At 63.1% G+C, this 21,810-nt stretch carries 17 protein-coding genes; 10 read left to right on the top strand and 7 right to left on the bottom strand.

Annotated features, from left to right (window positions below):
- Window positions 1-69 precede the first annotated feature (69 nt).
- The 3 genes from MesoLj_RS01225 to MesoLj_RS01215 all read left to right on the top strand — a co-directional run bounded on the left by MesoLj_RS01225 (window position 70) and on the right by MesoLj_RS01215 (window position 3,126).
- Window positions 70-1,515, top strand: a complete 1,446-nt coding sequence (locus MesoLj_RS01225) for a GMC oxidoreductase (protein ID WP_140770001.1) — start codon at window positions 70-72, stop codon at window positions 1,513-1,515.
- Window positions 1,516-1,528: 13 nt separating this feature from the next.
- Complete coding sequence (locus MesoLj_RS01220) at window positions 1,529-1,978, top strand: hypothetical protein (protein ID WP_140769999.1); 450 nt, start codon at window positions 1,529-1,531, stop codon at window positions 1,976-1,978.
- Window positions 1,979-2,046: 68 nt separating this feature from the next.
- Window positions 2,047-3,126 (top strand): glycosyltransferase, encoded by a 1,080-nt coding sequence (locus tag MesoLj_RS01215; protein WP_202324821.1) that lies wholly within the window; start codon window positions 2,047-2,049, stop codon window positions 3,124-3,126.
- 46 nt (window positions 3,127-3,172) lie between these two features.
- Here the strand turns inward: MesoLj_RS01215 and MesoLj_RS01210 are convergent, their stop codons facing one another.
- The 4 genes from MesoLj_RS01210 to MesoLj_RS01190 all read right to left on the bottom strand — a co-directional run bounded on the left by MesoLj_RS01210 (window position 3,173) and on the right by MesoLj_RS01190 (window position 8,314).
- Complete coding sequence (locus tag MesoLj_RS01210) at window positions 3,173-4,195, bottom strand: phosphoribosyltransferase family protein (protein WP_202324820.1); 1,023 nt, start codon at window positions 4,193-4,195, stop codon at window positions 3,173-3,175.
- Window positions 4,196-4,248: 53 nt separating this feature from the next.
- Window positions 4,249-5,745 carry a lipopolysaccharide biosynthesis protein gene (locus tag MesoLj_RS01205; protein WP_202324819.1) on the bottom strand — a complete coding sequence of 499 codons (1,497 nt, stop codon included), beginning with the start codon at window positions 5,743-5,745 and terminating at the stop codon, window positions 4,249-4,251.
- Window positions 5,746-5,954: 209 nt separating this feature from the next.
- Window positions 5,955-6,743 carry a family 16 glycosylhydrolase gene (locus MesoLj_RS01200; RefSeq protein ID WP_202324818.1) on the bottom strand — a complete coding sequence of 263 codons (789 nt, stop codon included), beginning with the start codon at window positions 6,741-6,743 and terminating at the stop codon, window positions 5,955-5,957.
- 287 nt (window positions 6,744-7,030) lie between these two features.
- Window positions 7,031-8,314, bottom strand: coding sequence for a glycosyltransferase family 4 protein (locus MesoLj_RS01190; protein WP_202324816.1), 1,284 nt, complete (start codon window positions 8,312-8,314; stop codon window positions 7,031-7,033).
- A 480-nt stretch (window positions 8,315-8,794) separates the two neighbouring features.
- Between MesoLj_RS01190 and MesoLj_RS01185 the strand changes: the two genes are divergently transcribed.
- From MesoLj_RS01185 to MesoLj_RS01160, 6 genes are all read left to right on the top strand, one after another.
- Window positions 8,795-9,967 carry a glycosyl transferase family 1 gene (locus tag MesoLj_RS01185; RefSeq protein ID WP_202324815.1) on the top strand — a complete coding sequence of 391 codons (1,173 nt, stop codon included), beginning with the start codon at window positions 8,795-8,797 and terminating at the stop codon, window positions 9,965-9,967.
- Between the two features lie 15 nt (window positions 9,968-9,982).
- On the top strand, window positions 9,983-10,972 hold the full coding sequence (locus MesoLj_RS01180; protein ID WP_202324814.1) for a glycosyltransferase family 2 protein: 990 nt from the start codon (window positions 9,983-9,985) through the stop codon (window positions 10,970-10,972).
- Window positions 10,972-11,922 carry a glycosyltransferase gene (locus tag MesoLj_RS01175; protein WP_202324813.1) on the top strand — a complete coding sequence of 317 codons (951 nt, stop codon included), beginning with the start codon at window positions 10,972-10,974 and terminating at the stop codon, window positions 11,920-11,922. Before MesoLj_RS01180 ends, MesoLj_RS01175 begins: the two co-directional genes overlap by 1 nt.
- Window positions 11,912-12,895, top strand: a complete 984-nt coding sequence (locus tag MesoLj_RS01170) for a glycosyltransferase family 2 protein (RefSeq protein WP_202324812.1) — start codon at window positions 11,912-11,914, stop codon at window positions 12,893-12,895. The genes MesoLj_RS01175 and MesoLj_RS01170 overlap by 11 nt, the downstream gene beginning before the upstream one ends.
- Window positions 12,896-12,969: 74 nt before the next feature.
- Window positions 12,970-13,866: a UTP--glucose-1-phosphate uridylyltransferase gene (locus MesoLj_RS01165; protein ID WP_056569474.1), complete on the top strand. Its 897-nt coding sequence runs from the start codon at window positions 12,970-12,972 to the stop codon at window positions 13,864-13,866.
- 237 nt (window positions 13,867-14,103) lie between these two features.
- A complete protein-coding gene (locus MesoLj_RS01160; protein WP_202324811.1) occupies window positions 14,104-16,491 on the top strand; it encodes a polysaccharide biosynthesis tyrosine autokinase in 2,388 nt (795 codons plus the stop codon).
- Window positions 16,492-16,589: 98 nt separating this feature from the next.
- Here MesoLj_RS01160 and MesoLj_RS01155 read toward each other — a convergent pair whose 3' ends face one another.
- The 3 genes from MesoLj_RS01155 to MesoLj_RS01145 all read right to left on the bottom strand — a co-directional run bounded on the left by MesoLj_RS01155 (window position 16,590) and on the right by MesoLj_RS01145 (window position 20,790).
- Window positions 16,590-17,321, bottom strand: coding sequence for a metallophosphoesterase family protein (locus MesoLj_RS01155; RefSeq protein ID WP_244735260.1), 732 nt, complete (start codon window positions 17,319-17,321; stop codon window positions 16,590-16,592).
- 344 nt (window positions 17,322-17,665) lie between these two features.
- Window positions 17,666-18,748: an acyltransferase family protein gene (locus MesoLj_RS01150; protein ID WP_202324809.1), complete on the bottom strand. Its 1,083-nt coding sequence runs from the start codon at window positions 18,746-18,748 to the stop codon at window positions 17,666-17,668.
- A 134-nt stretch (window positions 18,749-18,882) separates the two neighbouring features.
- A complete protein-coding gene (locus tag MesoLj_RS01145; protein WP_202324808.1) occupies window positions 18,883-20,790 on the bottom strand; it encodes a propionyl-CoA synthetase in 1,908 nt (635 codons plus the stop codon).
- Between the two features lie 155 nt (window positions 20,791-20,945).
- Here MesoLj_RS01145 and MesoLj_RS01140 point away from each other — a divergent pair, with 155 nt between their 5' ends.
- The gene (locus tag MesoLj_RS01140) at window positions 20,946-21,794 is read left to right on the top strand and encodes a DUF2259 domain-containing protein (RefSeq protein WP_202324807.1); all 849 of its coding nucleotides are present in this window, start codon (window positions 20,946-20,948) and stop codon (window positions 21,792-21,794) included.
- Window positions 21,795-21,810: the final 16 nt, after the last annotated feature.

Raw genomic sequence — 21,810 nt, 5'->3', positions numbered from 1 at the left:
CTGGTCTCGGACATGAAGAACGGTCGCAAGGACCCGATGGGTGCGTATTTCTGTGCGGAGTTGTAGCTGATGGTGCTGGACGTAAAGCCCGAGCAAATCACCAGGGATCATTTTGATCTTGTCGCAATCGGTTCCGGCTTCGGTTCGGCCTTCTTCCTGCACGAGTTCGCCAGGCGGCGTAAGGCGCGCATCCTGGTGCTGGAGTGGGGCCGCCACAATACGCATGAATGGCAGCTCGACCAGGACGCCAACACCGACATCGACGACGAGACGACCTACAAGACCGACAATTCCGACAAGCCGTGGAATTATACGATCGGGCTGGGCGGCGGGACCAACTGCTGGTTCGCGCAGACGCCACGGTTCCATCCCAATGATTTCAGGCTGAAAAGCACCTACGGCATCGGCAATGACTGGCCGATCAGCTATGACGATGTCGAGCCATTCTACTGCGATGCCGAAGAGATCATGTCGATCTCGGGCGACCCCGACATGGCGGCGATGTTGCCGCGTTCAAAACCGTTTCCGCAACCGCCGCATCGCATGTCGACGCCGGACAAGATGATGAAGGCGGCCCAGCCCGACGAGCACTTCGTCATGCCGACGGCCCGTGCCCGGGTCCCGACCTCGCAACGCACCTCGTGCTGTGCCAATCTGCGCTGCTGGCTGTGCCCGGTCGACGCGAAATTCACCGCCAACAACGGCCTGATGCACGTCTTCGAGCATCCCGACGTTTCGGTCTGCCTCGGTGCGGAAGTGCGGCGGCTCGATCATGTCGGCGGTACGGTCCGTTCGGTCACCTTCGTCCATGACGGCAAGCAATATCAGGTCAGTGGCGACCTCTTCATTCTCGGCGCCAATGCCATCCAGAGCGCCGCGATCATGCTGCGTTCCGGCCTGGGCGATCAATTCGTCGGGCGTGGCCTGCATGAATCCTATGGCTGGAATTTCGAGGTCTATCTCGACGGCGTCGACAATTTCGACGGCAGCACAATTACCACCGGCCTGAATTTCGGCCTCTATGACGGTCCGCACCGGTCCGAGCACGCGGCAGCCCTGGTCTATTTCGAGAACCGCTGGCAGCACGGGATGCGTGCCGAGAAGGGCCGTCTGCGCCAGACGCTGCCGCTGGTCGTGGTCACTGAGAACCTGCTCGATGACGAGAATTTCGTCACCCTCGACGAGGACGACAATGCCTTTGTCTCCTTCAAGGCGCCGTCGGACTACGCGGTCAAGGGCATGGCCAGGGCACTGGATAAATTGCCCGGGCTGCTCGCCCCGCTGCCGGTCGAAAGGCTTTTCGACCGCGGCATCCGGCCAACCGAATCGCATGTGCAGGGCACGCTCAGGATGGGCACCGGCCCCGCCGATTCGGTCATCGACAGCGACATGATCCATCACCGGTTGAGAAACCTGGTTGTCGTCGGCACCAGCACCTACCCAAGCTGCTCCTGCGCCAACCCGAGCCTGACCGCGGCAGCGTTGTCGCTGCGCGCGGCGAGCCGGATCGCATGAAAGGAGCGGGCCGATGATCGAAGTCACACGGCGCTCGGCACTGGCCATCCTGGCGGGAGGCGTTGCGTCGACAGGCGTTGCCTACGCGGCCGTCTCCTCGTTTTCGGACGAGGATCTGGTTCGGGTCACGCTGGAAAAATATCTCGGCAGGCTGAACATGCGCATCGAGCATCTGCAGCAGTTCGTGCTGGAGTTCCGCAACCGGAATCCCTGGATATTCCCGAGCGAGAAGCTGGGTGATGCCGTCACCTTGCTTGAAAAGACGAAGCTCGGCCAGGCGCGCGGGTTGCTGCCGCAGCGCAAGCGGCGCGATCTCAGGCATTTCGATCGCTGGCTCGTTGCCGAATTCCACATGCTGACGGACTATGCCGGGCGCAGTTCGCCTGACGATCCGATCCGGTTCACCGGATGGCACTCATGCACCAACCCGTTCGCGACGCTTGATCCGCCACAGAGTGCCTGAGGCGGCTTTCGACGCGGCCCTCGATCGGGCCGCAAGAATGAAACGCGAAAAGACCAGGAGCCAGGATCATGAAAGTTCTTTTTGCAGGCGGCAACGGCTACCCGCCGGAATTCAGCGGCGGCGTCCAGTCGAGCACGCATCATCTGGCCGAACAACTGATCGAGCATGGGCATGAGGCCGCGGTGCTTGCCGCCCTGTTCGGCGACGGCGTCTTCGGCCTCAAGGCGCGCGCCAAGATGAAGCTTTTGCGCCAGCCCGCGGTCGTCGATAATTTTCCCGGCTACCCGGTGATCCGGGCATGGTTCCCCTGGGAGGCGGCGGCCTTTGCCGTCAACCGCGTGAAGCCGGATGTGGCGGTGGTCCAGTGCCACAAGTCGGTTCCGCTCGGCAAGGCGCTGCAGGCCGAGGGCGTGCCGCTGGTCGTGTATCTGCGCAACGTCGAGTTTCATGAACTGGCCGGCGACCTGCGCGAATTGCGCTCGGCACTCTACATCGCCAATTCCGAATTCACCGCGCGCACCTACAGCAGGGAGTTCGGCATCGAGGCGACGGTGATCCCGCCGACTATCAACCCGACGCATTACAGCACGCCGACGACGGGCCAGTTTGTCACGCTGATCAATCCCTATGAGGAAAAGGGTTTCGAGTTGGCGGTGCGCATTGCCGGTGCTTGCCCGGAAATCCCGTTCCTGTTCGTTGAAAGCTGGAAGCTGGAGGATGACCATCGTGCGCGCATCGAAGAGACGATCGCACCGCTTGGCAATGTCACGCTGGAAAGCCGCACCAGCGATATGAAGACGGTCTATGGCCGCACCAGGATCCTGCTTGCGCCCAGCAAATGGGAAGAGGCCTGGGGGCGCGTCGCGTCGGAGGCCCATTGCAGCGGAATCCCCGTCATTGGCTCGCGGCGCGGCGGCCTGCCCGAAGCGATCGGCCCCGGCGGTGCGGTGTTGGATTATGACGCTCCGCTTGCCGACTGGGTCGCGACCGTCAGGCGGTTGTGGAACGACAGCAAGGAATATGATCGCGTCTCGGGCCTCGCGCGCGGTTTCGCGGCACGCCCGGAGCTCGATCCGGACCGCCAGTTCGTCACCTTCTTCTCCATCCTGGACAGGGCGGTACGGCAGCGCGCCCGCCAGGCGGCGTAGCCATGGCGGGTGGCGAGCTGCTCGACGGCAGCCGCCACGGTATTGATCAGGCCGGGCGCTTGACCCGGCTTTTCAGCGTCTCGTAGCCGCGGGCGCCAAGCAGGGCGCGGGCAAGGGCCTTGGCGGCGCCCTTGCGGCCTTCCTGCGAGTTGATCTGCCGCAGCCTCGCCGGCAGGTTGCGCGCGGCCTGGCCGAGCGCCGGCAGCGACAGCGCGTCGGGAACGCTGACCATGTGCGTTTCGACGCACAGCACCGGCTTGCCCGACAGTTCGGTGATCTTCAACGCCTGCGCATGCTCGCTTTCGATGAACAGGATGGCGTCGGATTTGCGGTAGAAATCAGCCTTGAAACTGCCATGCGCGCCAAGCCGCTGGCGCTCCGCCTTGCTCGGCAGGTCGAGCATGATCAGTTGGTCGTACTGGATACCGTTCCTTGCGAGCCATGCCTCGGTCAGCGCGCGGTATTTCTCCAGCCGGCTGGTGACCAGCCAGCCGATCCTGTGGGTCGGGGCATGAAGAGGGCGCGCTTCGCTGAGGAATTTCTCATAGGCTGGGCCGTCGTCGTTTTCCGCTTCGGTCGGGTCGAGGCACAGCACCCCGTCTATGTCGACACAACATTGCGCCAGGAATTTGTGATGCATGAAATTCCACTGGAACATGCGCGGATGCGGCACGACCTCGAAGACGACGTCGGTTTCGGCATGCCGAGGCTGCAGGCCGAACACGGCGGCAAAGGTGAAGTCGGCTTCGATGCCGGCAGCCTGGATGCGGGCGCGGGCGTCGCGCATGGCATTGCCGCCCGCCACACTGTCGTCGATCACCAGCACCTTGCGCATCTCGGAGACCTTGCGGTCGAGTGCGGCGCGGCGCTTGGTGATGCCTGAGGTGTAAACACGGCCTTCCAGGAAGCTGTCCAGGTCGGTCATCGGAATGTTCGCCGCAAGGCTCACCAGCGTCGCCGCCAGCACGCCGCTTCTGGGAACGCCGACCACGAGGTCGATGTCACGCGGCAGCCGGTGAAGGTTGCTGACGATGGTGTCGTTCATGTCGGATATCGACCGGTAGTGCATGGATCGGACCTGATGCTCGTGTGGATATTGGGTAGCCGGCAAAGGCGCCGAAATTATTGCGCCTCGCGTGGCGTTGCCGCCGGCTGTCTTGCCGGCAGCATTTTCAGGGCCTCGCGCAAGGCCTCGCGGCCGGATGCGAAGGCCAGCGCGACGACGATGGTGATCAGGTAGGCAAGAACGGCGCCACCGGCCAGGGCGACGACAGGCTGTTGCGGCAGCATCGGCTTGATCAGCCAGACCGCCGCCAACGCCAGATGCGCGCCGAGCACGAAGGGCGTCGCCGCGCGCAGCACATGGCTGGCCCGCAGCGGTCCGCTCTTGCCGACATAAAGCCACAGGAAAGGCGTGCGCAGATATTCACTCACCGCATAGGCGACCGCCACGCCGAGCGCGCCGTAGGGCAGGCCGATCGCGAAGGCGAGCACCGACGTCACCGCCGTGATGATGCCCCAGCGCATGAAGTCGCCGGAGCGGCCCTGGCTGACGAAAAGCCAGCCCGCCGGGTTGTTGAGCGGCTGCAGCAGCCCGGCAAAGCCGAGCGCCAGGAAGATCGAAGCGCTTGCGCGCCACTGCTCGCCGAGCACGAAGGGGATTAGCACATCCGACATGGCGGTAGCAAAGGCGACGCCGGGCAGCGCCACCAAAAGGATCAGCGGCATGACGCGCAGATAGGCGCTGCGATAGCGGTCCGGTTCGTCCTTCAGCCTGGACAGCGCCGGCACCATCACCTTCGACAGCGGATTGGTGATCTGGCTGAGCGGGAACAGAAGCAGCTTGTAGGCGCGGTCGTAAAGGCCGAGCTGCTGCTCGCCCCAGTATTTGCCGATCAGCACATTGTCGAGGTTGCGGGCGAAGAAATTGGCGAAGTTGAAGCCGGTGATGCCGGCGCCGAAATTGATCAGCTCGCCGATGCCCGCGACCTTGCGCGGCATGCCTGGCCGCCACCGCGAGCTTGCCCAGTAGCACAGCGTCGGCAGCACCGCGCCGGTCAGCGTGCCGGCGAACAGCGCCCAGTAGGAACGGTCGATGAAGGTCCAGGCGATCGATACCACCAGCCCGGCGACGGCGCTGGCGACATCGATGATCGCCAGCCGCCCGAACTGCATGCGCCGCGTCAAAAGCGCCAGATGCTGGGCGCCAAGCCCATAGGCCATGATCTGCAGCCCGAACGCGGCCACCAGCCCGGTCACGCGCGGCTCGCTGTAGAAGGCGGCGACCAGCGGCGCCGCGCCCGCCAGCACGCAGGCCAGGATCGCACTGACCGCGACATTGATCCAGAAGAGGTAGTTTACCTCCTCGTGCCGGATGCCCGATTTCTGGATCGTCGCCTGGGTCAGGCCGAAATCCTGGAACAGCGCGATGAAGGCCAGCACCGGCGCGCACATCGCCACGACGCCGAAATCCTGCGGTGACAGCAGCCGCGACAGCACGATGACGGATATGATCTGTGTCGCGACCCGCACCGATTGCGACAGGGCGGTCACCACCGCGCCGCGCCCGACCGATTTGCGCAACGAGCCTTCTGGCGGGTCGAATGGATTGGCTTCCAAATTCAGGATTCCTGATCTTTGCGCGGATTCCGGAAATCCGAAATCCACAACCGCCGCCCACCCCAAACTACGGCAATAATTTTGCAGTGCAACAGAAAACGTGGATTTTTGCTACACTGCACCAAAAATGCTGCAATGCAGCATATCTGGATCGGCGCTTGCGCCCGTCCTCGAGGCTAGGCGCGACGGCGCAAGAAGTTACCTCATGGCTAAATGTCGGTCCGCCTGTATCCGTGAACGGTCATGACCAATCTCTCCGACGGAGCCATCGGCTCCCATTTGCCGGCCCAGCGCGGGTCCATGATGGCACCTGCGGCCACCCACAGGTCGAAATACGGCTGCATGGGCTTGTTCGGAAAGGCACCGCCGGTGGTGTCGGCCGGCGTGACGACCGCGGCTTCCTTGCCATCGATGGAAAAGACAACCCGTTTTCCGGCCTCATATTGCAGGCCGAGGCGATATCGTTTGCCTGAAAGGTCGCCAACCAGGATCCATTTTACCCAGACCGCCTTGTGCTGGTTGTCGACGTTCGCCCAGACGGTGAGTTGCAATCCCCTGGTGCCGACGATCTCGAAATCGACCTCCTCATGGGCCTTGTCGTTGAAGATCCAGAGCGGCGCCGCGATCAGCCCTGGCTTCATCGTCGGCAGCGTTACGTCCACCTCCCATTTCGCCGATGCGGATGCGGAATTGCTGCCCGAGATCACCTCGGCGGAGGCTTTCTCGCTGACGGTAAGCTGAAGGGCGCCGTCGACGATTTTGACATTGGCGGCCTTCCAGTCATAGCCTCCAAGCTTGGGCTCGCTCCACTGCGACGGTGCGAAGGGATTGGAGTATTTCCAAAGCTGGAGCTTCACATCGGCCCAGTCGGGAAGCTTGTCGAGGGCGACGTCCCCGCTTCCCGCCACGACGCTCTCGGCCAGTGCCTGGCTGGCGACCGATTGTACCGCCGTGGAGGCGGCCAGAAGCGCCAGGAGTTTTCTGCGTGTGTAAATCATCGGTAGCCTCCATTGGCCGCCTTGCCCTTGTCGGCGGCGACGTACTCGATCCGGCCGTCCGATGCGGCCTTGGCGCCGTGGCGCTGGGCATGCGCCATCTTTGAGGAGTCTTGCACCCCGGTGAGGCGGTTTTTTGCCACGCCACATCAAAATGTTGCGATGCAACAAAAAAATTCCTTTCGGGTGTCGGCTCGATCCGGGCAGTGAGAATAGGCGGAGTGGTCCCTCTCGATCGGTGGGCCAACGCCCGGGGCAAAAGACCTCTGTTGCGATGCTCGCAGCGGTGCTCAGGCCGCGGAGGCTGTCGGAATGCCGTGCCCCATTGCACTCTGCGGGTCAGGGGCAAACGGCAATAACACGGGCTTAAGGGATTCAAGCGGCAGGGATTGGGGAGACGAAACGTCTAGGGCAGGATCGATTTGTGCCGGCTGGCGGGCTTTTTCCACCGCGACACGATCGTAGAGCGCATCAAAGAACGCGCCTGCCGGCTCCGCCGCGAACATGACCTCCGCGGTCCTGCGGGCTTCGCGCCGCAGCGGCGCCATCAAGGCCGGTTGCCCGATATACGGCTTCAGCCGTTCGATGGCCAGGCTGGCGAGCCGTTCGACCTCATCGCGGAAATACTGTGCGTATTTCGCCTCCCCGCGCGCGTCGTATCCCGGGCTGGACCAGTCGCCGGTATCGTCGAGCTCCACAGGCAATGAGATCCCGTTGACGCCATCCTCCAGGAATTCCGGCAAGGCGCAGACTTTCGTTCCAAGAACCGGCGTGTGCTCGGACATCGATTCCAGCGCCGAGTAACCGAAAGTGTCGCCAAAGGTGGCGAGGACGCCGAAATGCGAGTTGCGCAGCAATTGCCGCACCTCCTTGTTTGGCAACACCCCGTGATGCCGGACGTTCGGCAGTTCGAGCAGCTTGATGTAGGGGTCGAAGAAGCCCGGGCTTGTCGGATCCGTCCATATGTGGCCGCCAACCTGGAGACTGGACACGATGTTCACTCGAATTGGCAGATTTTGCTCGGCTGCCTTTTCCGCGATCTTGACCGCCACGCATCCGCCCTTGCGGCCAAAGTGGGCGCCGATGAATGTCAGCACCAACTCCTCGGCAACGTCTTGCGCCATCGCGTCTTGCGTTGCCGGCACCACGATGTTCGGGTGGCGGACCAGCAGCTTTTTCGTCAGCAGGTCCAGTTCCGGATGGTCGGAGTGCTGGGCGAGCAAACTTCTGCGGGCAAAATGCGACAAGGCGATGATGCGGCGGCAGCCGGGGTTGGTGATCCGCGACATCAGGTAGCGCGCCACCAGCCCGCGTTTGCGAAGGGCGAATTGCCGGGGCAGATGGGATTCGAACGACATGATGTATTTGGAGGAATTGACCGGTATCCGGTTGAACGCATGCACCATGTCGACAGACAGGGCAGGTTCGATCAGCGTCACGCCTTCCAGCTTCGACGAGACCAGGTTCAGCGGCAGAAATCGCTGTCGCAAGATCGTATGCCTGGATGTTCGCGGTGTAACAAAACTGGTCGGATACTTGTCGTCATAGACGGCAATACGAAGAGCCTTGCTCATACAGCACCACCCGTATCGACACAGTGGCATCAGGGGGTATTCGCAGGCCATTCCAAAGCTGCAGCAGCGCTGCAATCACATACCGCGCTGCAACACAATGCAGGCGCGGATCCCCTAGCCAATTTCCAAAACCCAACTTCCCTGGCAAGAATTCAACATCATTTTTTGTTGCACTGCAATACAATATTTAGGAATTGATTAACCACCATCTCCGTTGCTGGGGGCTTCGCGGCTCGCCCGGTGAGATCGCCATGGTGCCTTGAGATGGGTGAAACTGCCCGAAATTGCTCGCGAAGCGGGCCATATTGCTTCCGCAAGGCGCTACCGCGTGGTCATTCTCAAGAGTTGTGGATCGCAAGCGATATGTTTGTGCGGCGCGGCAGAGGTGACTAATTTTGCTACACTGCACCAAAAATGTTGCGATGCAGCAAGAGCTGTACTAGGCTCCCCTTGGGTGGGTCAAACAGCGGTCGAGTTTTCATGCTGCATGTCTTGTACCTGGTGCACGATGTCTCCGATCCGGCGGTCCGCCGGCGGATCACAATGCTCAGGACAGGTGGCGCCCAGGTCACCCTGGCGGGCTTCCGCCGCACCGCCACCCCGATTGCCGATATCGAAGGATTGCTGCCGATCGACCTTGGCGCGACACGCGACGGACGATTCGCCCAGCGCCTGGCGGCGGTCGCAAAGGCGACGGTTTCGCTTCGGGCGAAGCTGAGGGGCACGCCGCGGCCCGATCTCATCATAGCGCGCAACCTGGAAATGCTGGCGCTTGCCCGTCGCGCCGGGTCGGCCTTCGGCGCAAAGGTGCCGATCGTCTATGAATGCCTCGACATCCACCGCCTGGTGCTCCGCGACGATGTCCTCGGCAAGGCCTTGCGCGCCACCGAGCGCCATCTGGCGCGTGACGTGAAGCTGCTGGTGACAAGTTCGCCCGCCTTCATCGCCAATTATTTCAAACCTTTCCGCCAGGTCGCCGCCCCCGTCGAACTGGTCGAGAACAAGTATTTCGAGGCGGCGGCGATCCAGCCTGGCACGGGCGAGGCGATGGAGGGGCCTGTCGCCCCGCCATGGCGGATCGGCTGGTTCGGCGCGCTGCGCTGTCGCCGCTCGCTAAGGCTGCTGGCCGATTTCACGCGCCGCATGGATGGACGTTTCGAGGTCGTGCTGCGCGGCCGTCCGGCGCTTTCGGAGTTCCCGGATTTCCATGATTTCGTCGATGCCGAGCCTTATCTGTCGTTTCGTGGACCCTACCGCAACCCGGAGGACATGGCGGCGATCTACCAGGACGTCCATTTCGCCTGGGCGATCGATTTCTTCGAAGAGGGGCAGAATTCGGAATGGCTGCTGCCCAACCGCCTTTATGAAGGCTGTCGCTTCGGGGCGGTGCCGATCTCGATGGGCCATACCGAAACGGGACGGTTCCTCAGCCAACAGGATATCGGCGTTCTTCTGCCCCAGCCGACTTCCCAGGCGCTCGAGACCGCGCTTGGCAAGATGGAAGAGCACCGCTTCGGCAGGCTGAAGGCGCGCGTGCTTGCCCATAATCCGAGGACATGGAGCTACGACCGCAGCGACTGCAGGGCGCTGGTCGAAAAATTGCGCCGCCTGACCACCGTGCGCGAACCCCTCGCGGCCGAAGCCATGGCATAGGATGGACATCGCCTGATGACGCAAGCGCTTCCCTCCAGCCTGATCGTGATCCCCTGCCTGAACGAGGCAACCCATATCGGCACGCTGCTCGATCAATTGCGGCCCGCGGCGCAAAGGCTGGGCGCCAGGATCATCGTCGCCGATGGCGGCAGCACCGATGGCACGCTGGCCATTGTCGAGCAGATCGCCGCGAAGGATCCGCGCGTCATCCTGCTTCACAACAAGCGTCGCATCCAGAGCGCGGCGATCAATCTCGCCATTGGCACTTTCGGTGAGGGCGCGGACTATCTGATCCGCATCGACGCGCATGGCGGCTATCCCGACGATTATTGTGACCGGCTGCTTGAGGAAGCACTGGCCACATCAGCGGATTCGGTCGTGGTTTCGATGCTGACCAGCGGCAGCGGCGCGGTACAGAAATCGGTTGCGGCGGCGCAGAATTCGAAACTCGGCACCGGTGGCTCCAAGCATCGCCACCTCTCCGCCGGAGAGTGGGTCGACCATGGCCATCACGCGCTGATGCGGATTTCGGCCTTCCGCGCTGTCGGCGGCTATGACGAGACGTTCAGCCACAATGAGGATGCCGAGCTCGACTATCGGCTGCGGCAAGCCGGCTACAAGATCTGGATGAGCGGTAAGACGCAGATGGTCTATTACCCGCGCGCCTCGCTCAAAGGTCTCTATTTCCAGTATCTCGGTTATGGCCGTGGCCGCGCCAAGAATGTGCTGAAGCACCGCGTCATTCCGAAGGTCCGGCAGATGGTGCCGCTGGCGGTCTTCCCGGTGGTTCTTCTGGCTGCCTTCTCCTTCGTGCATTGGATCGCGGCTGTGCCCTTGCTGGTCTGGGCGGCGGTATGCCTGGGCTACGGCCTGGTGACGGCCATCCGCCAGCGCAATGCCGACATCGCGCTTGCCGGCGTCTCGGCGATGGTCATGCATTTCGGCTGGTCCGTCGGCTTCTGGCTGCAGCTTCTCGGCCTCGGCGCGCGACGCGGGGTGGCGTGATGGCGGTTCAGGCCAAGAACCGCAGCATCGACATCGGCGTGTGCACGTTCCGGCGGCCGGAGTTGGCCGATACGCTTCGCTCGCTCGCCGCCATGGAAATGCCGGCGGGGTTTGATGTCGGCGTCATCGTCGCCGACAATGACGACACGCCAAGCGCGCAGGCCCTGGTGACGGCGCTGTCGCGGGATTTGAAATTGCCGATCCGATACCGGCATGCTCCGGCGCGCAACATCTCCGTCGCCCGCAACGCTTGCCTTGATGGTAGCCAGGCGGATTTCCTCGCGTTCATCGACGATGACGAGACTGCCTCGCCCCGTTGGCTGGCCGAACTGGTCGCGACGGCTGAGGACAGCGGCGCAACAGCCGTGCTCGGCCCGGTGCGCGCGCTCTACCGCCCGGATGCGCCCGAATGGATGCGGCGTGGCGATTTCCATTCGACCTTGCCCGTCTGGGTGCGCGGCGAGATCCGCACCGGCTACACCTGCAATGTCCTGCTGCGCATGGGATCGGACAGCTTGCGCGGCCGTCGCTTTAGCCTGGCGCGCGGCCAGACCGGCGGCGAGGACACCGAGTTCTTCGATCAGATGGTCAAGGCCGACGGCCGCATCGCCTTCTCGCAGGACGCCTGGGTGGACGAAGTGGTGCCGCGCTCGAGGGCCGCGTTCGACTGGCTTGTCCGGCGGCGTTTTCGCGTCGGTCAGACGCATGGTCACCTCCTGGGCAGCAATGCGCGCGGCATCGGGCTGATCAAGCATGTCGGCCTTGCCTCCGCAAAAGCAGCCTTTTGTTTCGCCGCGGCACTTCCCGTCGTCGCCAGCCCGGTACGCAGGAACCGCAGCGTGTTGCGCGGCATCATGCATGTCGGTGTCGTCAGCGGTCTTGTCGGCGTCCGCGAAATCCGCCTCTATGGCCAACCCTCGCCGGGGGAAGGAGGCAAGCGTGCAGCCTGACGTTTCCCAGACTCCCGCCGTTTCAGCCCCCGACGTTTCCGTTGTGATCGCGGCCTACAATGCGGAGGCGACGCTCGACAGGGCGATCGCCAGCGCCATCGCGCAGAAGGATGTCAGCGTCGAAATCATCGTTGTCGACGATAAGTCGCGCGATGCCACGCTCGATGTGGCGCGGGCCTATCCGCAGGACATCGTGCGTGTCGTTGCGCTCGCCAGGAATCGCGGCCCCGGCGGAGCCAGGAATGCCGGCCTCGACGTCGCCCGCGGCAGGTGGATCGCGGTTCTCGATTCCGATGACGCCATCTTTCCCGGCCGTCTCGCCGCCATGATCAACCGCGCCGAGAAAGCCGATGCCCAGATCGCCGTCGACAATCTCCAGGTCATCCGCGAGGACGGTGTGGTCGAGGATGCGATGTTCCCGCGGCAGTATCTGGAAGGCTTGCGCGAAATTTCGCTGGCCACCTACATCGCAGGCAACATCGTCTTCGAATCGAAGTTCAATCTCGGCTACCTCAAGCCGATCTTCCAGCGCCGGTTCCTGGATGAGAACCGGCTTCGCTATGACGAGAAACTGAGGATCGGCGAGGATTATATCCTTTTTGCCGAGGCGCTCGCCAAGGGCGGCAGATGCGTGGTCGAGCCCGATATCGGCTACGCCTATCACATTCGCAGCGGCTCGATCTCGCGTGTGCTCGAGCTTCATCATGTCGAAGCGATGCGCAAGGCGGACGTCGTATTCGCTCAAACCCATCAGATGGATGAGGCAGCTCAGGCGGCCTTTGCCCGGCGCGGCCGCAGCCTGCGCAAGGCGGCCTCCTTCCTGGCGATGGTCCAGCACATCAAGGCGCGGTCCCCGCTCAAGGCGATCCGGACGGCGCTCAGCGACCCGGCGGCGGTCAGGCATATGGGCATGCCGATCGCCGTGCGGTTGCGACGAGTAGCGGCACAATTTGCCGTGGGGGTGGGGAGGTGAAGATGCAGGCACATGGAGGGATTTTTCGTGGCCTGTGAAGGAACTGCAGTCGATCTCCTCAGAAGGAATTTGCGATGAAGAAAATCAGGAAGGCCGTGATACCGGTGGCGGGGCTTGGAACACGGTTCCTGCCGGCGACCAAGTCGATGCCGAAGGAAATGCTTCCCGTGGTCGACAGGCCTGTCGTGCAATATGCGGTGGACGAGGCCTTCGAAGCCGGCATCGAGCACATCGTGTTCGTGACCGGCCGCAACAAGGCGGTCATCGAGGACTATTTCGACCTGCATCCGGAATTGATCGGCACGCTGGAGCAGACCGGCAAGAAGACCCAGCTGGAGGCGCTCGAAAGCATGTTGCCTGTGGCTGGTGCCACCTCCTTCATCCGCCAGCAGTCGCCGCAAGGCCTCGGCCACGCCGTCTGGTGCGCCCGCGAAGTCATCGGCAACGAGCCTTTCGCCCTGCTTCTGCCCGACATGGTCTCCTTCGGCGGGCGCGGCTGCCTGGCCGAGATCACCGATCTCTACGCCGAGACGGGCGGCAATGTGATCGCCGTCGAACGCTGCGATCCGAGCGAGACCAACAAATACGGCATTGTCGGTCGCGGCGCCGAGATCGGCGGCGGTTTCGAGGTTACGGCCATGGTCGAGAAGCCGGCCCCGGCCAACGCGCCGTCGAATTTCTACATCAATGGCCGCTACATCCTGCAGCCCGAGATATTCGCGCTGCTGGGCAATCAGCAGCGTGGCGCCGGCAACGAGATCCAGCTGACCGACGCCATGGTCCGCCTGTCGAGGGACCAGCCGTTCTTTGCCCAGCCTTTCCTGGGCCGCATGTTCGACTGCGGGTCCAAGGAAGGGTTCATCCAGGCCAACATCGCCTTCGCGCTGGCGCGCAATGACATGAAGGGTCCGGTTTTCGAGATGCTTCAGGAGTTCGTCCGGTCGCATGAACGCCAGGAAGAAGCCGCATAATGCCCATCTTTCGGGAGCATTGTCACATGACTGTTGGCGAGGGGCTGGCAGGTTCCTCGCTGACTGGCATGAGGCTTGCGTTGCCCACGGCAATGCTCCCGGCCATCGAGGCAACTGCAAGCCAAGGCACGATCCCGGAAAGTCAGTCCCGGTTTTCGGAAAAGATTGTGCCCAAACATAGAGATAGAGCCTCAACCCGATGATCGGGACGCAACAGGCTCTGGGATTGGACCGACGATGAACTATGCCAACTTTCCTCTCGACAAGAGGATGCCATTGCCGAATTCGGATGCAGGAGGCGGCGAAGACTTCATCGATATCGAGCGTCTGCTTGGCATGGCTGCGCGGCAGGCCAAGGTGGTTGCCGTGTGCGCCGCCATCGGTCTTTTCCTGGGCATGCTCTATCTGCAGACCACGCCGCCCAAATTTGTGTCGGTCTCGAGCGTGCTGATCGACGAGGGCCTGAACAAGATCGTCGACGACATTTCGGCGGCGTCGACCACCATGCAGACCGATTCCGCCATTTTGAGCCAGATCGAGATACTGACCTCGACGCGGCTTGCCGCGGTGGTCGTCGACAAGCTCAAGCTCGACCAGAACGATGCCTTCATGAACCCGCCGCAGTCGGCGCTTGCCCAGGGCGTCGGCCTGATCCGCGGCCTGATCCAGTATGTCCGCCCCAGCCCGCCCATGCCGGGCCTTGGTGACATCAGCAAACTCGACCCGGCTGCCCGCGATGCGCTGATTGCCGCGTCACGCCGTGACTACGCCATCCTCAAGCTGCAGAACGAAATCCGGGCGGATCGTGTCGGACGAAGCTATGTCATCGCGCTTGGCTATCAGGCGACGGATCCGGGACTGGCGACCGCGATCACCAAGGCCTATGCCGACGCCTATCTTGCCGATCAGCTCGACGCCAGCTTCGACGCCACCGAGCGCGCGGCGGTCTGGCTGCAGGGCCGGCTGACGGAACTGCGCGAGAGCTCGCAGCAGGCATCGCTCGCGGTCGAGAAATTCAGGGCCGAGCACGGCCTGTCCGCCAACAGCGATGGCCAGCTGATGAGCGACAAGCAGCTTGCCGACCTCAACGCCCAGCTGATCGTGGCGCAGGCCGACACGGCTCGCGCCAGCGCCCGCTACCAGCAGTACAAGTCGATTGTCGATAGCGGCTCCGAGAACGCCTTCAAGGACGCGGCCATATCGGCCGACCAGCCGAGCAGTTCGGTCATTTCGGCGCTCAAGACCCGCTACCTCACCGTCGCCAAGCGGCAGCAGGACGTCGAGGCGAATTTCGGTCCCGAACATCCGCAGGCGGTCGCGCTTGCCAAGGAAAAGGCCGACATATCGGCGCAGATCTTCGGCGAACTGAAGCAGCTCACCGAAAGCTATCGCAACGAATATGAAGTGGCGTTGGCGCGCGAGACCGCACTCAGGGCCAATGTCGCCGCCGCACAGGGCAAGAGCTCCATCGACAACCAGTCGCAGGTCCAGTTGCGCGACCTCGACCAGAAGGCGACGGCGCTCACGACCCTCTACCAGACGTTCCTCGGCCGCTACGAGGAAGCCGCGCAGCAGCAATCCTTCCCGGTCGGCAAGATCCGCATCATCTCGGACGCCTCGACACCGCTCTCCGCGTCCAGCCCGCGTACCATGGTCGTGCTCGGGCTCTCGCTCGTGCTCGGTGTGCTGATGGGCGCCGGCTTCGGCGGTCTCAACGAATTCAACGAGCGGTTTTTCCGGACGGGTGAGGAGGTGCGAGACCGTGTCGGTCTCAAATTCCTCGGCTACCTGCCGACCATCGGCAGCAAACCCGCCAAGGACGACAAGCCGGCCGAGGCTCAGCCGGATGCCAAGGCAGCCAGATCGCCGGCCGCCATTGAAAGGCGGGCGCGAATGAGGGTGAGCATCGACGCTCCGGCATCGATGTTTGCCGAAACGCTGCGCAGCGCCAAGATCGCCTTCGATGTGGTGATGGAAGGACAAGGCAGCCGCGTCATCGGCGTCATCTCCGTGCTTCCCGGCGAAGGCAAGTCGACGGTGGCGGCCAATCTCGCCGGGCTGCTTGCCGCCAACGGCGCCAAGACGCTGCTCATCGACGGCGACTTGCGCAATCCCGGTCTCAGCCGCAGCCTCGGCATGGAGGCCGAACAAGGCCTGATGGAAGCGGTGGTGAGCGGTCAGACATGGCAATCCGTCGGCAAGATCGACAGGCAGACCAAGCTTGCAATCATTCCGGCCGTGTTGCGTGGGCACTTCTCGCACACCAGCGAGCTGCTTTCCTCGGTTGGAATGCGGCGCTTCATCGATAATGCCAAGGAGACGTTCGAATACATCGTCGTCGATCTGCCGCCGCTCGGGCCGGTGGTCGACGCCAAGGCCTTCGCGCCGCTCGTCGACGGCTTCGTGCTCGTCACCGAATGGGGCCGCACGCCGCGCGCCATGGTGCGGTCGATGCTGGAATCCGAGCCCTATGTCGCCAACAAGATCGTCGGGGCGGTGCTGAACAAGGTCGATCTGAAGAAGCTCGCCAAATACGGGTCGTTTGGGGCGTCGGAGAAATTCTTCGACAAATATTCGACCTACTATCTCGACAAGTCGGAAGTCCGCAGCAAGGCGCCGGTCTAGGGCAGTTCGCCGTTTCACGGAAACGGCGAACCGCTCTAACTCTTTGTTTTGATGCAATTCCCAGGGGAGGGCGCTACACGCTTTTCCCGGGAGCCTGATCAGGAGAAGATCAGCCGGCCCTGCTTGTCGGCGATCCTGACCGCCGTCAGGCGGCCGCTCTGGAAGGCGGCGGTGTCGATGCCCAGCCTGCGTCCCTCAAGTCTTGGGATGTCCACCGGCGTGTGGCCATGCACCACCCAGCGGTCGAGCAGATGCGCCGCGTCGAAAAAATCCGAACGGATGTGGAGGAGGTCACGGTCGTCCTGCGCCGCGAGGTCGACGCCCGGCCTGATGCCGGCATGGACGAAGACGAATTTCCTCGAGCGGACCATGATCGGCAGCCCACGCAGGAAGCTGACATGCTCGGCCGGGATGACATCCCTTATATGCCGGTCGATCTCCGCGCTTCTTTCGTAAAGACCGGCCAAGCGCTGCGGGTCGAGGCCATAGGAAAACAGGGTTTGCAGGCCACCTGCCGCCAACCAGGGTTCGCGTGACAGATTGCCGTCGAGATAATGCAGCATCGCCACCTCGTGATTGCCCGCGAGGCAGATGCGCTGGAACCCCTTCGGCGGCGGCGCAAGGAGATGGTCGAGCACCCGCGCCGATTGCGGCCCACGGTCGATATAGTCGCCGAGCATGATGATGATCTTGCGGCCCTGGAAGCGCAAGGAATCGAGCAGGATCTTCTGCTCCAGCGAGCGCAGCTCCTTGTAGCAGCCATGCACGTCGCCGATCGCATAGACGGTGGTGTCCTGCAGGTCGATATCGAGGCGTGCACGCGCCGCCATCCGGGGTTTTCGCTGAAACAGGTTCACTGGCGAAGGCTCTCGATATCGAAAAGCGGACAGTCATGCACAAAACATGACTGTCTGTTATCACGCGTGAAGCGGAGCGTGCCAAGAGGCTAATTTACGATCCCGAAGCGGAATCCGGATTTCGGAAAGATCGTGCCGCGCCAGACGGATAGGGCGTGCCGGGTCGGCTGGGTATGTTCACGCCACGGCGCTATTCTAGGAAAGGTGCGGAGGCGGTTTTCCCGGGAAAAGCGCGTAACGCTTTCCCTGGGGAGCTGCGTCAGGATAAAGAGATGGATCGGTTCGCCGTTTCCCCGAAACGAGAACCGATCTGGCGTCTAGGCGGCCTTGAGCCGGTAGCGGAAAACCGTGTGGTCGAGCAGCAGCCGGATACGCGGCTCGGCCTCGGTCGCCACCAGCCAGCTTGCCGCGATCATGGTCGCGCCGACGATTGTCATCGACGGGAGATAAGGCGCACCAGCGCGGACCATCGCCCCAAGCATTGCCGCGCCGACGACATCGTGGATCAGATAGAGCGGATAGGTCATCAGGCCGATCCGGCGCCAGCCGCTCCAGCCGAGGTCGAGCCGCAACGACCATGCCATCAAGGCTATAGCGACGAGGAAGATCAGGATTGGCGGCGCATAGGGCATCACGGCATTGACCTTGATGCTGTGGACGTCGACCGAACTGGCGATCTGCAGCACGCCGCCGCCAAGGAACAACAGGCAGAAGCCGAGGCGGGAAGGCGTCAGCGCCTTGAACCGCATCAGCCAGAGCAGCACGCCGACCGCGAAGAAGCAGCCATGGTGCACCAGGGTAAGCTGCAGCCAGCGCGTCTCGGCGAAGTCGGACCAGTCGAAGAGATAGTAGAGGCACCAGAACAGCGTGCTGACCAGGCCGATGGCGATGGCGACCATTTCCATCAGATGGAAGCGGCCGAGCCGCAGCAGGACCCAGACGATGGCGTAGAAGGCGATCTCGATGCCGAGCGTCCAGTAGACACTGTCCACCCATGGGCCATAAGGCGCGAACAGGCCGGTGCGGACGAGCCTGACCACCGCATCGGTCGGCCAGCTCAGGCCGATGAGCAGCAAGAGCACCGCTGTGATCGGCGCGCAGATCCACACCGCCGGCGCCAGCCTTTTGAATCTTGCCTCGAAAAACCGCAGCGGCGTCGATTTCTCGGCGCTGAAGGCGATGACAAAGCCGCTGATGACGAAGAAGATCTCGACGCCAACCCAGCCGGACCCGACCCAGGCGCCTATCGCTGGCTGCGCCGGCACGCCGCCCGTGGCCTGTGCCGAAATGCCATCGGGATAGGCCCACACCCAGAAGCCATAGTGGTAGATCATGACGAGCACGGCGGCGAGAAACCGCAGGATGTCGACGCCGCCGAACGTAATTTTTTGCTGAGCCATACCGCATCGCTGGATGGCCCCCCACCAGTCACTGTAGGGTGGCTTGCTGCATTGCACAATAAAAGTATTACTTGCCGATCAGGATAGGCCGACCGGCAAGGAAGGGCGGCGCGAAACCGCTCGCCGTGTCGGCCTCAAACCCCGATCCCGCGCGCCTTCAGGGCGGCGGTGATCTCGTCCAGGATGGCAGGGTCGTCGATGGTCGCCGGCATCGCCCACTCCTCCTTGTCGGCGATCTTCTGCATGGTGCCGCGCAGGATCTTTCCCGACCGGGTCTTGGGCAGGCGCGTGATCGTCACCACGGTCTTGAAGGCCGCGACCGGGCCGATGCGCTCGCGCACCAGCGCGACGACCTCCTTTTCGATGGCGCCGCCGTCGCGCGCGACACCGGCGTTCAGCACCACGAAGCCGAGCGGAATCTGGCCCTTCATCGCATCGGCGATGCCGACGACAGCGCATTCGGCGACATCGGGATGGGCGGCCAGCACCTCTTCCATGGCGCCGGTCGACAGCCGGTGGCCGGCGACATTGATGATGTCGTCGGTGCGGGCCATCACGTAGAGGTAACCGTCCTCGTCGATCATGCCGGCATCGGCTGTCTTGTAGAAACCGGGGAACTCATCGAGATAGGCCTGGCGGAAGCGGGCATCCGCGTTCCACAGCGTCGGCAGGCAGCCGGCGGGCAGCGGCAGCTTGACCACGACGTTGCCGAGCGTCCCGCGCGACACCTCGTGGCCGGCATCGTCGAGCACGCGGATGTCGTAGCCGGGCATCGGCACGCCGGGCGAGCCGTATTTCACCGGCAGCAGCCCGAGCCCCGCCGGGTTGATGGTCATCGGCGAGCCGGTCTCGGTCTGCCACCAATGGTCGACCACCGGCACGTTCAGCTTCTGCTCTGCCCATTTGATGGTTTCGGGGTCGGCGCGCTCGCCGGCGAGGAACAGCGTGCGGAATTTCGACAGATCGTATTTGGGAACGAACTCGCCTCTGGGGTCCTGCCCCTTGATGGCGCGGAAGGCCGTCGGCGCGGTGAACAGCGCGACGACGCCATGATCCGAGATGACCCGCCAGTAGGTGCCTGCATCCGGCGTGCCGATCGGCTTGCCTTCGAACAGGATGCTGGTGCAGCCATGCAGCAGCGGTCCGTAGACGATGTAGGAATGGCCGACCACCCAGCCGACATCGGACGCCGCCCAGAACACTTCGCTCGGCTTGACGCCGAACTCGTTCTCCATCGTCCATTTCAGCGCGACCATGTGGCCGCCATTGTCGCGCACGATTCCCTTTGGCTGTCCGGTCGTGCCCGACGTGTAGATGATGTAGAGCGGATCGGTGGCGAGCACCGGCACGCAGTCGACATTGGCGCCTGCGGCCCGCTCGCGCGCGACGGCATCGGCATAGTCGATGTCGAAATGGTCCTTCAGGTCACAGCGCAGCTGGTCGCGCTGCAGGATCAGGCAAGCGTCCGGCTTGTGGCGGGACATCTCGATCGCTTTGTCGAGCAGCGGCTTGTAGGCAACGATGCGGCCTGGTTCCAGGCCGCAGGAGGCCGAGATGATCAGCCTTGGCTTGGCGTCGTCGATGCGGGTGGCAAGCTCATGCGAGGCAAAGCCGCCGAAGACCACCGAATGCACGGCGCCGATCCGGGCGCAGGCGAGCATGGCGATGGCCGCCTCCGCCACCATCGGCATGTAGATGATGACGCGGTCGCCCTTGCCGACGCCCCGGTTCTTCAGCACCGAGGTCAGCGCCACCACTTCACGCTTCAGCTCGGCATAGGTGAATTTTTTGACCGTTCCGGTGATGGCGCTGTCGTAGATCAGCGCGATCTGGTCGGCGCGTCCGCCGGCGACATGCCGGTCGATGGCATTGTAGCAGGTGTTGCAGGTCGCGCCCGTAAACCAGCGGCCGTAGACGCCGGCGGTGGCATCGAACACCTTGTCCCAGGGCGAATACCAGTCGATGGCACCGGCCGCGTCCGCCCAGAATTCTTCCGGCTCGCGTTTCCAGCCGTCATAGACCTCATGATAGCGTGAAGCCATCCGTAACCTCCCCAGGAACCATTTGCCGTCTTTGCAAACAGCCTATGCTGTTTTTTCCGGCGCTGTCTTCCCTGATTTTCGTCTGAGCCGGTCTCGTCTTGACCCTTGGTGCGCTGTGTCGTGAAGTGGAGCCCTCGCGGGGGAGAATCCAAACGATGCGCCATCCATTGCCGATCATGGCAAAACCGGCATTTGCGCTGACGATCGGCGCGCTGCTCGCTATCTCCACCGCGACCGCTCTGGCCGGAGACGCCGCGGCACGGCGCATCATCGGCTTCTCGCCCGACGGGAGCTATTTTGCCTTCGAGCAATATGGGGAGCTTGATGCCGGTGCCTCGGCGTCCGGTTATTCGCAGATCGACATCATCGACACGCGCACCGACGAGTTCGTCGGCGGCAAACCGATCCTGGTCGTTGACGAATCCGAGGAATCGACGCTGAGCCTTGAACAGGCAAGGGCGCAAGCGGCTGCGAGGGCAAATCCCATCCTGGCCAGATACGCCATCGCATCGCGCGGCAAGCAGACCGCCTCCGACAAGTTCACCTTTCCCGGCGAGATGGTCGCCTACGCCGACATCTCCCGCCTCGAGCAAGTGTCGCGGAAATGGCTTTCGCCGCTCTATGGCGAGACAGGCATTTCGACGATCCAGCTCGACCAGATCCTGGCCACCAGCACGGCGGATTGTTCGGCGAGTTTCGACGAAGCCCAATCGGGCGACCAGGCCCTACAGGGTGACAAGGCTCCTCAAGGCGACAAGACGGGCAAGGCGCTCGGTTTCCGGCTGTCGCTGCAGGGCCAGGACGGCAAGCCGTTCAAGACCTTGCATGAGGACAAGGCCGTGCCTGGCTCGAGGAACTGCCCGACTTCCTACAGCCTGTCGGAATCCTATGAATACACACCTTCAGGCAAACCGGCGGTGATTGTCGTGCTGGTGCAGCGCTTCAGCCAGGGCTTCGAAGGGCGCGACCGCCGGTTCATTGCCGTGACGGGGCAGGCCCGCTGAGGAGCCGGCCCGATAG

It is taken from the genome of Mesorhizobium sp. 113-3-9 (assembly GCF_016756515.1).
In the GTDB taxonomy this organism is placed as follows: domain Bacteria; phylum Pseudomonadota; class Alphaproteobacteria; order Rhizobiales; family Rhizobiaceae; genus Mesorhizobium.
Note: the sequence above shows the minus strand (reverse complement) of the source record. Positions and strands in the feature narration are given on the sequence as shown.

What these genes read in the sequence shown, in the direction of transcription:
- MesoLj_RS01225 (WP_140770001.1), top strand. Translation starts at nt 70, where the DNA reads ATGGTGCTGGACGTAAAGCCCGAGCAAATCACCAGGGATCATTTTGAT.
- MesoLj_RS01220 (WP_140769999.1), top strand. Translation starts at nt 1,529, where the DNA reads ATGATCGAAGTCACACGGCGCTCGGCACTGGCCATCCTGGCGGGAGGC.
- MesoLj_RS01215 (WP_202324821.1), top strand. Translation starts at nt 2,047, where the DNA reads ATGAAAGTTCTTTTTGCAGGCGGCAACGGCTACCCGCCGGAATTCAGC.
- MesoLj_RS01210 (WP_202324820.1), bottom strand. Translation starts at nt 4,195, where the DNA reads ATGCACTACCGGTCGATATCCGACATGAACGACACCATCGTCAGCAAC.
- MesoLj_RS01200 (WP_202324818.1), bottom strand. Translation starts at nt 6,743, where the DNA reads ATGATTTACACACGCAGAAAACTCCTGGCGCTTCTGGCCGCCTCCACG.
- MesoLj_RS01190 (WP_202324816.1), bottom strand. Translation starts at nt 8,314, where the DNA reads ATGAGCAAGGCTCTTCGTATTGCCGTCTATGACGACAAGTATCCGACC.
- MesoLj_RS01185 (WP_202324815.1), top strand. Translation starts at nt 8,795, where the DNA reads ATGCTGCATGTCTTGTACCTGGTGCACGATGTCTCCGATCCGGCGGTC.
- MesoLj_RS01180 (WP_202324814.1), top strand. Translation starts at nt 9,983, where the DNA reads ATGACGCAAGCGCTTCCCTCCAGCCTGATCGTGATCCCCTGCCTGAAC.
- MesoLj_RS01175 (WP_202324813.1), top strand. Translation starts at nt 10,972, where the DNA reads ATGGCGGTTCAGGCCAAGAACCGCAGCATCGACATCGGCGTGTGCACG.
- MesoLj_RS01165 (WP_056569474.1), top strand. Translation starts at nt 12,970, where the DNA reads ATGAAGAAAATCAGGAAGGCCGTGATACCGGTGGCGGGGCTTGGAACA.
- MesoLj_RS01160 (WP_202324811.1), top strand. Translation starts at nt 14,104, where the DNA reads ATGAACTATGCCAACTTTCCTCTCGACAAGAGGATGCCATTGCCGAAT.
- MesoLj_RS01155 (WP_244735260.1), bottom strand. Translation starts at nt 17,321, where the DNA reads ATGGCGGCGCGTGCACGCCTCGATATCGACCTGCAGGACACCACCGTC.
- MesoLj_RS01150 (WP_202324809.1), bottom strand. Translation starts at nt 18,748, where the DNA reads ATGGCTCAGCAAAAAATTACGTTCGGCGGCGTCGACATCCTGCGGTTT.
- MesoLj_RS01145 (WP_202324808.1), bottom strand. Translation starts at nt 20,790, where the DNA reads ATGGCTTCACGCTATCATGAGGTCTATGACGGCTGGAAACGCGAGCCG.
- MesoLj_RS01140 (WP_202324807.1), top strand. Translation starts at nt 20,946, where the DNA reads ATGCGCCATCCATTGCCGATCATGGCAAAACCGGCATTTGCGCTGACG.